Below are 14,367 nucleotides of genomic sequence, written 5' to 3' on the forward strand. Positions count from 1 at the left end.
CGCGCCGCTCATCCTGCGGTAAGGACACGCGATCCATGATAGAGGCCGTCTTCACCCCTCCTTTGGTCAAGACCCTCTCTGGCGCCCTGCGGGGCGCCTTTTTCCGCCTGCCTCAGAACGGAGAAGACTGCTGGCAGTGCGCAACGCCACCGCCGAGACGGCGCAGTTCGCTTTGCAGGTGCAGGCTCCAGATCGGCACGTCATCCGTGCAACGGTAACCGTTCAGCGCCAGGCTCTCGGCAATCGCCTGAAGCACTGACTCGGCCGCGCTGGCGCCCTGGAAGGGTCCTTGGGCCTTGATGGCTGAAGGCTGTTCACCCGACATCCCCGCAGCGAACAGCAAGGTCCACATGCCACCATCGCCCAGTGGCCGGATCACGCATTCGATGCGCGTCACCAGGCCCAGGCACTGGCGGGTCAGACAGAGACGTCGCGGCATGGCGAGCTCCTCCTCTTCGACGGTATGGTCACCGGCGCAAAGCTGCGACGGCACCCCCACTCTCTGGCGACTGCTTGACCCAAGAGCATAGAAGAAAAACCCTACAAAATGCGAGGAATGGATGAGCGGATGCCGGAGAACGTGAAGTCGGCCCGGCATCCTCAGCACATCAGACCTTGAGTTCCGCAGGCAGTTGCACAGGCTCCTTTTCCAGTTCTTCGCGAATTTCCTCGTCGCTGAGCATTTCGGCGATGTCGCGCAGGCGCTGCACCACCCGCGCATTCACGCTGCCTTCAGGGAACTGGCCGTGCTCGTCCGGATCACCGGCCGGCTCACCGACCAGCAGGCTCAGCGCCTCATCGGCCTGGCTGACCGCGTAGATGTGGAACTGCCCGGCCTTGACCGCCTGCAGGACCTTTTCGTCGAGCATCAGGGTCGCCACGTTGGAACGCGGGATGATCGCGCCCTGCTCACCGGTCAGGCCACGGGCCTCGCACAGACGGAAGAAGCCTTCGATCTTCTCGTTGACGCCCCCGACCGCTTGCACTTCGCCGAACTGGTTGATCGAGCCGGTGATGGCGAAACACTGCTTCAGTGGCGTGCGAGAGAGCGCCGAGATCAGCGTACAGACTTCACCCAGCGAGGCGCTGTCGCCGTCGACGTAGCCGTAGGACTGCTCCAGGGCGATGCTCGCCGAGATCGCCAGGGGGAATTCCTGAGCGTAGCGGCTGCCCAGGTAACCGGTGAGGATCATCACCCCCTTGGAGTGGATCGGCTGACCGAGGTTGACCTCGCGCTCGATGTCGACGATGCCGCTGCCGCCCGGGTAGACCGTCGCCGAGATCCGCGCTGGCACACCGAACGCCGAGTCGCCGACTTCCAGCACGGTCAGGCCGTTGCACTTGCCCACTGCCGCGCCATCGGTATCGATGAGGATGATGCCGGCCAGCATGTCGTCGAGGATTCTTGCCGAAACACGCCCGGTGCGGGTGGCCTTGGCCTTGAGGGCGCGGTCGATGTGCCCGGCATCGGTGAACTCGTCACCGGCCAGCTGGCGGATGAAGTCCGCTTCGCTGACCAGCTGGAACAGATCGCCGATCTTCGCCGACAGCCGTCCCTGGTGCTCGGCGAGGCGCGCGCTGTAGGTGGCCAGGCGTGCCACGGCATCGGCGGTCAGCGCCGCCATGCCCTCCTCCGAGGTACGGGTCTTGAGCAGTTGGGCGAACTGCTCCAGGGTTTCGTCGGCCATGGGGATTTCTTCGTCGAAGTCCACCAGCACGCGGAACATCTCCTGGAAGTCGGCGTCCAGGTCCTGCAGCGTGTAGTACAGCGAACGTGAGCCGATGATCACCACCTTGACGTTCCACGGGATCACCTGAGGGGTCAGGCTTACGGTCGCCAGGCGGCCCATCTCGCCCAGCGGCGACTCCATCTTCAGTTTGTGCGATTGCAGGGTGCGCTTGAGCGCGTCCCAGACGAAGGGCTCGCTGAGCATCTTCTCGGCTTCGAGAATCAGGAAGCCGCCGTTGGCGCGGTGCAGCGCACCAGGGCGCAACTGACGGTAGTTGGTGTACAGGGCGCCCTGATCGGTGCTGTATTCGATACGCCCGAACAGGTTGTCGTAGGTCGGGTGCGGTTCGAAGACCACCGGCGCACCGCTGTCATGCATGTGCCCGACCACCAGGCTGGGACTGTACTGCTCTTCGAGCAGCTTGCGCGCCTGAGCGTCGCTCTTGGCATCGTCGACCAGCTGTTCGACCAGGGTCTTGAGCAGGTTGACCTGCACGGCCTGCAGGTACGCGCACACCGCGGCGGTTTCCGCGTATTTCTCCGACAGCGGCGCGAGCAGCGGCTGCAGGGCCAGGGTGATGGTCTCGTCGTTGAGCTGGCGCAGCTGATTGTTCGACTCACGCTTCCACTGCGGCAGGCTCGACAGCTCTTCGTTCAGACGCTCTTCCAGCGCGGCGATGTCGTCGTGGAAACGCTCGCGCTCGGATTCCGGCAACTGGGCGAATTCCGCTTCATCCAGCGCCTTGCCATCGGCCATGGGCGTAAAGGCGATGTTGGAGCTGTCGCGGTACAGGGCCACGTCCTTTTCCAGCGCCAGACGCTCGATCACATCCAGGGCGCGGTCGTAGCGCTGGTTGAAGGCGCGGTCGATGGCGCTCTTCTTTTGCTGGTAGGTCGGGTGCTCGAAGACGGCCGGAAAGGTCGCCAGCAGGTTGTCGATCAGGCCGTTGATATCGGCCATGAAGGCCTGCGCGGTGCCAGGCGCCAGTTCCAGGGCACGGGGTTCGCGGGGCTCGTCGAAGTTGTTCACATAGACCCAGTCCGAGGGGGTCTGCATGCGCTTGGCCTCGGCCTTGAGGTAGCGCTTGACGAACGAGAAGCGCCCGGTGCCGGGCTCGCCCATCACGTAGACGTTGTAACCGGGACGCGGCATCGCCACACCGAACTGCAACGCCTCCACGGCACGCTCCTGGCCGAGTACCCCGCGGAAGGGGTCGAGGTCGTTGGTGGTCGCGAAAGCGAACTGCTCGGCAGAGAATGGTCGGGTCAGCGCTTGTGGCGCCAGACGCAGGCTGGCGGCAACGGAATCGGGCATCAGTGTTCCTTACATCAGGCGGGCAGATAGCGGCATTCTGGCGCTCGCCGGACACCACTTGCAAGGCGGTTGCGCAGCCGTGCAGGTACACCGACGCGCTGTGGCGAGGGGCTTGGGGCAAACTGTAAGGTTACAAAACGCAATAAATCACGGAACCTGCCCGGACGGCCTAGACTCCAACCTGCGCACATTGGCCAGCATGGCCTTTTGCAGTAATGCATTGACGCATGACACCTGGCCCCAAGGGTCGATCACAAAGAGAATAAAGCTATGAAACGGATTCTTCTCGGAACGCTCTTCGCCGCAGCATCTTTCAACGCCATGGCCCAGGCCCCAGGCGGCCCGGATTGCGGCTGGGGCAACATGCTGTTCGAAGGCCAGCGCGGCACCCCTGCGCACTTCCTCGCGTCCACCACCAACGGCACCTCCGGTAACGCCACCTTCGGCATGACCAGTGGTACCAACGGCTGCTCCACTGCCGGCGCGCTGACCTACGGCGGCAAGTCGTGGATCGCCATGAACGGCATGATGGATGAGCTGAGCAAGGACATGGCCATGGGCCAGGGCGAAGCACTGACCACCTATGCCGTGGTATTGGGCGTCGCACCGCAAGACCGCGCGCACTTCGCCGCCGTCACCCACGACAACTTCGGGAAGATCTTCGACAAGGCCGATGTCACTGCCGAGGATGTCCATACCAACACCCTCAATGTGCTGAAAAACGACCCAACCCTGGCCAAGTACGCTACCCAGGCCTGAGTCAGTCCCCGCCTCCGCACAGGAGGCGGGTTCCCATCCCGCGAAAGTTGCCTCCCGAATGCTCAAACGTCTCGCCTGCCTGACGCTGTTCGTCTGTGCGCCACTGTGCGCAGCCCCCTCTGTGGACGCCCGGCGTGTGCAGCAACTGGCCGACGACACGTTCTGGATTTCCCTGGGGCACTATGAAAAGACCCGTCTCGGCGGCTGGCGCAGCTATGTCGACGACCCGAAATTCTTCCTGGCCGCCGATGGCGCCCAGGACCCGCGCGCAGAACTGAGTGCGACCCTGGCGGCCATCCAGGCTCCGGTGCGCGACGCCGAAACCCATGCGCAGTGCGTTTATCCGGCGCGCACCCGCTGGCTACGCCAGCAACTGCAACTTACCGACCTGCCCAAGGTGTCGTGCAAGACCTTCGACGAGTGGTTCAAGGACGTGGCGCCCAACAGTGCCGTGCTGGTGTTCCCGGCCGCCTACCTGAACAGCCCGTCATCGATGTTCGGCCACACCCTGCTGCGCATCGACCCGGCCGGCGCCGAGGCCGACAACACCACCCTGCTCAGCTATGCGATCAACTTCGGCGCCTACATCGAGGGCTCCGACAACAGCATCCTGTACGCCTGGAAAGGCCTGGCCGGCGGCTACCCAGGGCTGTTCGCCATGGTGCCCTACCAGGAAAAGCTCGCCGAATACCGCAGCCTGGAAAACCGCGACCTGTGGGAATACCAGCTGAACCTGAGCCCCGAAGAAACCCAGCGCATGGTTGAGCATGTCTGGGAACTCAAGCAGGTGCGCTTCCGCTACTTCTTCTTCGACGAGAACTGCTCCTACCGCCTGCTGGAACTGCTGGAAATCGCCCGGCCCGGCCTGAAACTGACCGAACAGTTCGGCCTGACTGCCATCCCCACCGATACGGTCAAGGCGGTCAAGGCTGCCGGGCTGGTGAAACGCATCGATTACCGCCCCTCGCGGGAGCGCGAACTGCTCGGCCGTGCCGAACCGCTCGACCATGCAGAACAACACTGGGTGCTGGCCGTCAGCGCCGACCCGACGCAACTGCAGAGTGCCGAATACCTGCGCCTGCCGGCCGAGCGTCGCGCGCTGATCCAGGATGCCGCCTACCGCCTGGAGCGCTACCGGGCCAACGGCCAGGAGCGCGACAGGCAAGCCGCGCAGCGTAGCTTCGAGCTGCTGCGGGCGATCAACCGCAATCCGCCACCGGCACTGGACATCGAGCGTCCCGGCCTGCCCGAGGAAGGCCACCAGTCGCGCACCTGGCAGCTCGGCCTGGGCAGCCGCGATGATCGTGCGTTCGCCGAGTACGGCCTGCGCATGGCCTATCACGACCTCAATGACAACGCCTACGGCTTCCCGCTGGGCGCCCAGATCGAGATCCTGCAACTGAAACTGCGCCAGTACGAAGGCAACGACTGGCACCTGCAGCGCCTGGATCTGGCGACCATCCGCTCGCTGACACCACGCAACGAGCTGCTCAAGCCCTGGTCCTGGCAGGTCTCCGGCGGCCTGGAACGCGTGCCAGGCAAACATGGCGACCAGACCCTGGTCAGCCACGTCAATGGCGGTGGCGGCGGCACCTGGCAGCTGGCCGACGGCCTGCTGGGCTTTGCCCTGGGCACCGCGCGCGTCGAACACAACAATGATTTCAGCGAGTTCGTCGCCCCGGCCGCCGGCTTCAATACCGGCGTACTGTGGCGCAACCCGCTGGGCAACCTGAGCCTGGAGGCCAAGGGCGATTACTTCACCAATGGCGAAGTGCGCCGCAGCATCAGCCTGAACCAGCAATGGGAGCTGTCGCGCAACCTGGGCCTGCGCCTGAGCGCACAACGCGACTTCAGTCATCTGGGCGGAACCCAGAACGAGGTCATGCTGCAAGTGCGCTGGTATCACTACTGAACAAATTTCCGACAAGCCGTTCACTGGGTCCGGACAGGGTATTGACTAGACTCTGTTCAGACACCAAGGAAATCGATCATGAACATGCGTATCGCGTTGTTGGGCTTGATCGTGGCGCTTGCAGGATGCCAGTCCACCCATGACCAGTTGCTGGCCGAGGGCTACCCTCCGCCGTTCGCCGATGGCTTCCAGGATGGCTGCGGCAGCGGTCGGCAGGCAGCAGGATCGATCGGCGGCATCTACCGCAAGGATGTACCGCGGTTCATGAAGGACCGGCTCTATGCCCAGGGCTGGAACGACGGATTCCGCCAGTGCCAGGCCATGCAGGACAGCCGGGACCGTGAGAACAACGGCTGGATGAACGACCGCGACCGGCAATGGGAGCAACAGAAGACCCGCGACAAGGCCAGGGCCTTCCGCCCGGACTGAAGCACCGGACGGTGAGCGCCCTACACGCGGCGGTCGGGCGCTGGCGGCCGTCGGGCAAACTTATCGGGCACGCTCATGCCCAATACTGCCTACCGGGAGGACCATCATGAGCCGCGCTTTCGTCAACGAAGACAACAACGCCCAGCAGACCAGCCAGCCCGTGGAGCGGCGGGTCAGCGAACAACCCAATTACGTCACTGCACACGGCCTGGTGCTGCTGCAGGGCCAGGTTCGCGAGCTGCAGGCCCGGCACCGTGAGCAATCGGGGCTGGGCGACAAGGCCGACAAGCAAAGCCTGGTGGATATCGAACGCGATCTGCGCTACTACACCCAGCGCCTGCAGAGTGCCCAGGTCGTGACGCCCGCGCTGTCCACCGACAAGGTGCAGATCGGCAGCTGGGTCACCTATGCCGATGAAGACGACGTCCATCATCGGGTGCAACTGGTCGGCGAAGACCAGGCCGATGCCGCCCATGGCCTGATCAACTGGGGCTCGCCGCTGGGCCGCGCGTTGCTGGGCGCCCGCCCGGGCGACGAAGTGCTGTGGAAGCGACCGGCGGGCGAGCGGCTGATCGAGGTGCTGGACATCGAGGCTGACCCTGGCACCTGATCGACCCGCGCTTTCAGCCAGGCAAGAAAATGGGGCCATGAAGGCCCCATTGGTGTGCAGCGAAACGGCTTACTGGGCCAGTTTCTTGTGCCGTACACGGTGCGGCTGGGTCGCCGCATCGCCCAGGCGCTTCTTACGGTCGGCTTCGTACTCGGTGTAGTTGCCTTCGAAGAACACGATGTTGGAATCGTCTTCATAAGCCAGGATGTGCGTCGCCACGCGGTCAAGGAACCAGCGATCGTGGGAAATCACGATGGCGGCGCCCGGGAAGTCCAGCAGGGCCTCCTCCAGCGAACGCAGGGTTTCCACGTCCAGGTCGTTGGACGGTTCGTCGAGCAGCAGGACGTTGCCGCCCTCCTTGAGGGTCAGCGCCAGGTGCAGACGACCCCGCTCACCACCCGACAGGTCCTTGACGAACTTCTGCTGGTCACCGCCCTTGAAGTTGAAGCGGCCGACGTAGGTACGCGAAGGAATCTCGTAGGTCCCGATGCGAATCTGGTCGGAACCGTCGGAGATCTGCTGGAACACGGTCTTGCTGCCATCCAGGTCATCACGGGCCTGGTCGACGCAGGCCAGTTGCACGGTATCGCCGATCTCGATGGTGCCCGAGTCCGGCTGCTCCTTGCCCATGATCATGCGGAACAGGGTCGACTTACCGGCACCGTTACCGCCGATGACACCGACGATGGCGCCCTTGGGCATGGCGAACGACAGGTTGTCGATCAGCACGCGGTCGCCGTAGCCCTTGGTGACGTTCTTGAACTCGATGACCTTGTCACCCAGGCGCGGACCGGCCGGAATGTAGATCTCGTTGGTCTCGCTGCGCTTCTGGAATTCCTGCGACTGCATTTCCTCGAAGCGCGCCAGACGGGCCTTGGACTTCGACTGGCGAGCCTTGGCGCCTTTGCGCACCCACTCCAGCTCTTCCTTCATGGCCTTCTCGTGAGCGCTCTGCTGCTTGGATTCCTGCTCCAGACGCGCCGACTTGGCCTCCAGCCAGCCCGAGTAGTTGCCTTCGTACGGAATACCGGCGCCGCGGTCGAGTTCGAGGATCCAGCCGGCAACGTTGTCGAGGAAGTACCGGTCGTGGGTGATGGCAACCACGGTGCCCGGGAAGTCGTGGAGGAAACGCTCCAGCCAGGCCACCGAGTCAGCGTCCAGGTGGTTGGTCGGTTCGTCGAGCAGCAGCATGTCCGGGGCGGACAGCAGCAGGCGGCACAGCGCTACGCGGCGCTTCTCGCCGCCGGACAGGTGCTCGACCTTGGCATCCCATGCCGGCAGACGCAACGCATCGGCGGCGACTTCCAGCTGGCGCTCCAGGTTATGGCCATCGGCCGCCTGCAGAATGGCTTCCAGCTTGGCCTGCTCGGCAGCCAGCTTGTCGAAGTCGGCATCCGGCTCGGCATAGGCGGCGTAGACCTCGTCGAGACGTGCCTGGGCGTCCTTGATGACGCTGACCGCTTCCTCCACCACTTCTCGAACGGTCTTGTTCGGGTCCAGTTGCGGCTCCTGTGGCAGGTAACCGACATTCAGTTCGGGCATCGGGCGGGCTTCACCGTCGAACTCCTTGTCGACACCGGCCATGATCTTCAGCAGGGTGGACTTGCCCGAGCCGTTCAGGCCGAGGACGCCGATCTTGGCGCCGGGGAAGAACGACAGGGAAATGTTCTTCAGGATTTCCCGCTTCGGCGGCACTACTTTGCTCAGCCGATGCATGGTGTAGACGTATTGAGCCAAAACGTGGACCTCGCTCGAAAACGTAGTGAAAAGCCCCGCCTGGCAGGCAGGGCCGTAAAGACTGCATGGGTCAGATTGAGAGCAGCGGACGGGCGCGGGCCGCGCGATCACGGTCGGGGGCACCGGGCTGGCTGCATTGAAAACGACACACGAGCACAGGCCAGCTGCGCTCCGGGTGGGCAAGCTTAACCCAACTCGAAGAAGGCTGGCAGGGGGGGCGGCGCACCACCCGGCCAACCGGCAAGGCCGAATGCCAGGCGCTGCCCGCCACAATCCCGTCACCGCGATTGTCGGATGAGCCCTGTGTTTTCACCTATAAGGGAAGTAATGAGTGTGCCAGACTTGCCGGAACCTGCTGTGCAGCCTTGAATAAAACAGAAATCTGGCGAGCGCAGGCAGAACCCTGGACCGCCATGATGGTCGGTAGCAGAACAGGCTCAATAATTGCTGGCTCTTCGCCACAACTCAGGGCATGCTAACCGCCCCCTGGGCGGCGGGCATACAGTTCGCACCGCATTCGTTGCTTCAGTCCAGTAGTCAGGAACATCGACTTGCCCACTCCGACCCCCACCTCATCGCTGCGTATTGCCAAGGGCTCTGCCCATGCGCCATGGCGAGGTTCGCTCAAGGGGGCGCTGGCCGGGCTGGTGCTGCTGATGCTGACGCTGCTGATCTGGCAGTCCTTCGAGCAATTCCAGCAGACCCAGGAGCGCCAGCGCCAGCGCAGCCTGGACTACAGCACCCAATTGAGCGACCGGCTGAGCCTGAACCTGGCGCTGACCGCGCAGGTCAGCGTCAATCTGCTCGAAGAAGCAACCAGCATGGGCCAGTCGCTGACCGAGCCCGCGACCCTCGACAGCCTGCGTCAGGCCCTGCCGGCCCTGCACAGCGTCGTCTGGCTCAGCCCGAGCGGCCAGGTCATCAAGGACAGCGCCCCGAGCACCGACGATGCGGCGCTGCTGAAAACCCTGCCCGAGAAAGCCCAGAGCAAACCTTTCTACTACACCAACTCTGAAGACGGCACACGCCTCTACCTGCTGGTGCGCCAGGCCGGCGGCTTTACCGGCGATTACTGGGTGCTGCGCCTGCACCCGGACGCCCTGAAGGCGCTGAGCCAGCAGCCCGAGCATGACTTCCTGTTCCTGTGGCGCCTGGAAAACCGCGAGCAGCCGCAGGTCATCGCGCGCGACGCACATCGTAACGGCGGCACGCCGGAAACCGTGATGCTACAGCCGATCGGCAACACCGACTGGCAACTGCGCGGGCTGTTCGATGCCGAGCGCGAGCGCAAGGCACTGCTGGTGCCGCTGATCGTCAAATGCGTGTTCGCCCTGATGTTCGCCATCCTGCCGCTGACCGCGCTGATCAGCCTGCGTCGGCGACAGATCCAGCTGGTGGAAAGCCGGCGTCGCTACCAGGACATTTTCGAAGGGGCCGGGGTTGCGATCTGCGTACTGGACATGTCGACCCTGCCGACCATGCTCGCCAGCCTGCGCATCGACAGTGTCGAAGAGTTCGACAGGCTGGCACGTACCCAGCCCGGCCGCCTCAAGCTGCTGCTGCAGCAGGTGCGGATCACCGAAGTCAATCAGGTGGCCCGCGACCTGCTGGGCATCGAAGGCAATGAACAAGCCTGGCAACAGTTGATCGAGGGCTGCTCACGCAGCCAGAACGGCACCGGTTCGCGCATCATCCAGGCGGTCCTGAGCGGCCAGCCGCGCCTGGAGCTGGAAATCCGCCTGACCCGCGATGGCGGGGAAGATCAGCACCTGTGGCTGGTCGTCCGCCTGCCCGAAGAAGACAACGACTACGATGCGGTGATCCTCAGCATCGGCGACATCACCAGCCGCAAGCAGATCGAGCTGTCGCTGCTGGACCGTGAGAGCTTCTGGTCGGACGTGGTGCGTACCGTCCCCGACCACCTCTACGTACAGGACGTGCCCAGCCAGCGCATGATCTACAGCAACCACCATCTGGGGCGGACCCTGGGCTACAGCAAGGCCGAGCTGCATGCCATGGGCGAGTTCTTCTGGGAGCTGCTGCTGCATCCGGACGATGCCCACAGTTATCGCGACATGCGCCTGCGCCAGCGGCATCACGGGCATACCGAACTGCTGCAATGCGTGCTGCGCTTTCGTGACCGCGAGCAGAACTGGCGGCACTTCGACATCCGCGAACAGGCCATGGCGTGGGACAGGAACGAGCAGCCCACGCGGATCATCGGTGTGGCCAAGGACATCACCGAGCAGATGAGCGCCAGCCAGTCGCTGCGCGACAGCGAAAAACGCTACCGGATGCTCGCCGAAAGCATCAGCGACGTGATCTTCTCCACCGACGCCCGCCTGGGGCTCAACTACGTCAGTCCCTCGGTGGAGACGGTGCTGGGCTACAGCAGCGAATGGGTCCTGCGCCACGGCTGGAGCGCGGCCCTGGCCAACCCGCAGCAACTGGCCGGCATCTACAGCCTGATCTCGCAGATTCGCAAGGCGCTGAAAAAACCCGAAGAACTCGAGCGCTTGCGCAATGAAGTGGCGACCCGGCAATTCGTCTTCGACTGCCTGCGCGCCGACGGCCGCAAGATTCCCATCGAACTGCGCCTGGCGCTGGTCTGGGACCAGCAGGGCAGTTTCGAAGGTGTTCTCGGCGTGGCCCGCGATGTCAGCCAGCAGCGGCGTGCGGAAAAGGACCTGCGCATGGCCGCGACGGTCTTCGAGCACTCGACCTCGGCGATCCTGATCACCGACCCGGCCGGCTATATCGTGCAGGTCAACGACGCCTTCACCCGGGTGAGCGGCTATGCGGTCGGTCAGGTCCTCGACCAGTTGCCGACCCTGATGACCGTCGAACACGAGGAAGCGCACCTGCAACTGGTGCTCAAGCAGCTCAACCAGCGCGGCAACTGGGAAGGCGAAGTGCAGTTGCGGCGGCGCAACGGCGAGGAATACCCCGCCTGGGTCGGCATCACCGCCGTCTTCGACGAAGAAGGCGACCTGGCCAGCTACGTGTGCTTCTTCAGCGACATCAGTGAGCGCAAGGCCAGTGAGCAACGCATCCACCGCCTGGCCTATTACGATGCGCTGACCCACCTGCCCAACCGCACCCTGTTCCAGGACCGCCTGCACTCGGCGCTGCTGCAGGCCGAGCGCCAGGGTGCCTGGGTGGTGCTGATGTTCCTCGACCTGGACCGTTTCAAGCCGATCAACGACTCCCTCGGGCATGCCGCCGGTGACCGGATGCTCAAGGAAATGGCCAACCGCCTGCAGGCCTGCGTGACCGACGACGACACCGTAGCGCGCATGGGCGGCGACGAATTCACCCTGCTGCTGCATCCCGGTGCGACCCGTGAGCTGGCGCTGAACCGCGCCATCCATGTCGCCGAACAGATCCTCAACAGCCTGGTGCGACCGTTCGTGCTCGAAGGCCGGGAGTTCTTCGTCACCGCCAGTATCGGCATCGCGCTGAGCCCGCAGGATGGCCGCGAACTCAGCCAGCTGATGAAGAACGCCGACACCGCGATGTACCACGCCAAGGAGCGCGGCAAGAACAACTTCCAGTTCTACCAGGCCGACATGAACGCCAGCGCACTGGAACGCCTGGAACTGGAAAGCGACCTGCGCCATGCCCTGGAGCAGCACGAGTTCCAGATCTACTACCAACCGCAGTTCAGCGGCGACGGCAAGCGCCTGACCGGCGCCGAGGCGCTGCTGCGCTGGCGCCACCCGCGGCGCGGCCTGGTCCCGCCCAGCGAATTCATCCCGGTGCTGGAAGAGCTTGGCCTGGTGGTGGAAGTCGGCGACTGGGTGATGGCCGAGGCCTGCCGCCAGCTCAGGGCCTGGCACCAGGCCCGGGTACGCGTGCCCAAGGTGTCGGTGAACATCTCGGCACGGCAGTTCTCCGACGGCCAGCTGGGCGAGCGCATCGCGGCCGCCCTGCAGGACACCGGCGTGCCGCCAGCGTGCCTGGAGCTGGAACTGACCGAAAGTATCCTGATGCGCGAAGTGGGCGAAGCCATGCAGACCCTCGCCGGGCTGAAGAATCTCGGCCTGAGCATCGCCGTCGACGACTTCGGCACCGGCTATTCGTCGCTGAACTACCTCAAGCAGTTCCCCATCGACGTACTGAAGATCGACCGCACCTTCGTCGACGGCCTGCCGTCGGGCGAGCAGGACGCGCAGATCGCCCGGGCGATCATCGCCATGGCCCACAGCCTGAACCTGGCGGTGATCGCCGAGGGTGTGGAAACCCACGAACAGCTGGAATTCCTGCGTGAGCACGGCTGCGACGAAGTGCAGGGCTACCTGTTCGGCCGCCCGATGACGGCCAGCCAGTTCGAAGCGCAGTTCAGCAACGACGCGCTGTTCATGCTCGATTGAGCCTGGCGGCCCCGCTCACCCAGCCTACGCAACACATGCAGCCGCCTCACCCGTCGGATGAGGGCCTTTCATATGCCACAGTTCGCCCGATGGGGTAGAATGCCCCCCTTTTCGCTCCAAGCCCTCGAGGACTGCCATGTTCAGCCGTGATTTGACTATCGCCAAGTTCGACCCCGATCTGTTCGCCGCCATGGAGCAGGAAGCCGTGCGCCAGGAAGAGCACATCGAGCTGATCGCTTCGGAAAACTACACCAGCCCGGCCGTCATGGAAGCTCAGGGCTCGGCCCTGACCAACAAGTACGCCGAAGGCTATCCGGGCAAGCGCTACTACGGTGGCTGCGAATACGTCGACGTGGTTGAGCAACTGGCCATCGACCGCGCCAAGGAACTGTTCGGTGCCGACTACGCCAACGTCCAGCCGCACGCCGGCTCCCAGGCCAACGCCGCCGTCTACCTGGCCCTGCTGCAGGCCGGTGACACCATTCTGGGCATGAGCCTGGCTCACGGCGGTCACCTGACCCACGGCGCCGCCGTCAGCTCCTCGGGCAAGCTGTACAACGCCATCCAGTACGGTATCGACGCCAATGGCCTGATCGACTACGACGAAGTCGAGCGCCTGGCCGTCGAGCACAAGCCGAAGATGATCGTCGCCGGTTTCTCGGCCTACTCGCAGGTGCTGGACTTCCCGCGCTTCCGCGCCATCGCCGACAAGGTCGGTGCCTACCTGTTCGTCGACATGGCCCACGTGGCCGGTCTGGTCGCCGCTGGCGTCTACCCGAACCCGGTGCCGTTCGCCGACGTGGTCACCACCACCACCCACAAGACCCTGCGCGGTCCACGTGGCGGCCTGATCCTGGCACGCGCCAACGCCGACATCGAGAAGAAGCTCAACTCCGCCGTGTTCCCTGGCGCCCAGGGCGGCCCTCTGGAGCACGTCATCGCCGCCAAGGCCGTGTGCTTCAAGGAAGCGCTGCAGCCTGAGTTCAAGGCCTACCAGCAGCAGGTGGTGAAGAACGCCCAGGCCATGGCCCAGGTGTTCATCGAGCGCGGTTTCGACGTGGTTTCCGGCGGTACCCAGAACCACCTGTTCCTGCTGTCGCTGATCAAGCAGGACATTTCCGGTAAAGATGCTGACGCCGCCCTGGGCCGCGCCTACATCACCGTGAACAAGAACTCGGTCCCCAACGACCCACGCTCGCCGTTCGTCACCTCCGGCCTGCGCTTCGGCACCCCGGCCGTTACCACTCGCGGCTTCAAGGAAGCCGAGTGCAAGGAACTGGCTGGCTGGATCTGCGACATCCTCGCCGACCTGAACAACGAAGCGGTGATCGACGCCGTTCGTGAGAAGGTCAAGGCCATCTGTGCCCGCCTGCCGGTGTACGGCGCCTGATAGCACCGTTACCCGCAGCATGAGAACGCCCGGCCACAGTGCCGGGCGTTTTCGTTTGTGCGGTTTGCCCAAGGCCTGCCCTACAGCCACAGAGGCCATACTGCGCATGCGAT

General features: G+C 64.2%; 9 protein-coding genes. 6 read left to right on the forward strand and 3 right to left on the reverse strand.

Annotated features, from left to right (window positions below):
* Nucleotides 1-112 precede the first annotated feature (112 nt).
* Entirely contained in the window at nt 113-439 is a 327-nt protein-coding gene (locus QZ497_RS08775) for a hypothetical protein (RefSeq protein ID WP_295473190.1), read from the reverse strand.
* A gap of 169 nt (nt 440-608) precedes the next feature.
* Entirely contained in the window at nt 609-3,044 is a 2,436-nt protein-coding gene (locus QZ497_RS08780; RefSeq protein ID WP_295473192.1) for a Lon protease family protein, read from the reverse strand.
* Nucleotides 3,045-3,314: 270 nt separating this feature from the next.
* Between QZ497_RS08780 and QZ497_RS08785 the strand changes: the two genes are divergently transcribed.
* From QZ497_RS08785 to QZ497_RS08800, 4 genes are all read left to right on the forward strand, one after another.
* Nucleotides 3,315-3,803, forward strand: a complete 489-nt coding sequence (locus tag QZ497_RS08785; RefSeq protein WP_295473194.1) for a DUF3015 domain-containing protein — start codon at nt 3,315-3,317, stop codon at nt 3,801-3,803.
* Between the two features lie 58 nt (nt 3,804-3,861).
* Complete coding sequence (locus QZ497_RS08790) at nt 3,862-5,715, forward strand: DUF4105 domain-containing protein (protein ID WP_295473196.1); 1,854 nt, start codon at nt 3,862-3,864, stop codon at nt 5,713-5,715.
* Between the two features lie 78 nt (nt 5,716-5,793).
* Nucleotides 5,794-6,144 carry a hypothetical protein gene (locus tag QZ497_RS08795; protein WP_295473198.1) on the forward strand — a complete coding sequence of 117 codons (351 nt, stop codon included), beginning with the start codon at nt 5,794-5,796 and terminating at the stop codon, nt 6,142-6,144.
* Between the two features lie 106 nt (nt 6,145-6,250).
* Complete coding sequence (locus QZ497_RS08800; protein ID WP_295473199.1) at nt 6,251-6,754, forward strand: GreA/GreB family elongation factor; 504 nt, start codon at nt 6,251-6,253, stop codon at nt 6,752-6,754.
* Between the two features lie 69 nt (nt 6,755-6,823).
* On the opposite strand, the gene ettA is transcribed toward QZ497_RS08800, so the two are convergent.
* Entirely contained in the window at nt 6,824-8,491 is a 1,668-nt protein-coding gene (ettA, locus tag QZ497_RS08805) for an energy-dependent translational throttle protein EttA (RefSeq protein WP_295473201.1), read from the reverse strand.
* Nucleotides 8,492-9,147: 656 nt separating this feature from the next.
* Between ettA and QZ497_RS08810 the strand changes: the two genes are divergently transcribed.
* Nucleotides 9,148-12,864 carry an EAL domain-containing protein gene (locus tag QZ497_RS08810; protein WP_295473240.1) on the forward strand — a complete coding sequence of 1,239 codons (3,717 nt, stop codon included), beginning with the start codon at nt 9,148-9,150 and terminating at the stop codon, nt 12,862-12,864.
* A 136-nt stretch (nt 12,865-13,000) separates the two neighbouring features.
* Nucleotides 13,001-14,254, forward strand: a complete 1,254-nt coding sequence (gene glyA / locus QZ497_RS08815) for a serine hydroxymethyltransferase (protein WP_295473203.1) — start codon at nt 13,001-13,003, stop codon at nt 14,252-14,254.
* Nucleotides 14,255-14,367 lie beyond the last annotated feature (113 nt).

It is taken from the genome of uncultured Pseudomonas sp., assembly GCF_913777995.1.
Lineage (GTDB): Bacteria > Pseudomonadota > Gammaproteobacteria > Pseudomonadales > Pseudomonadaceae > Aquipseudomonas.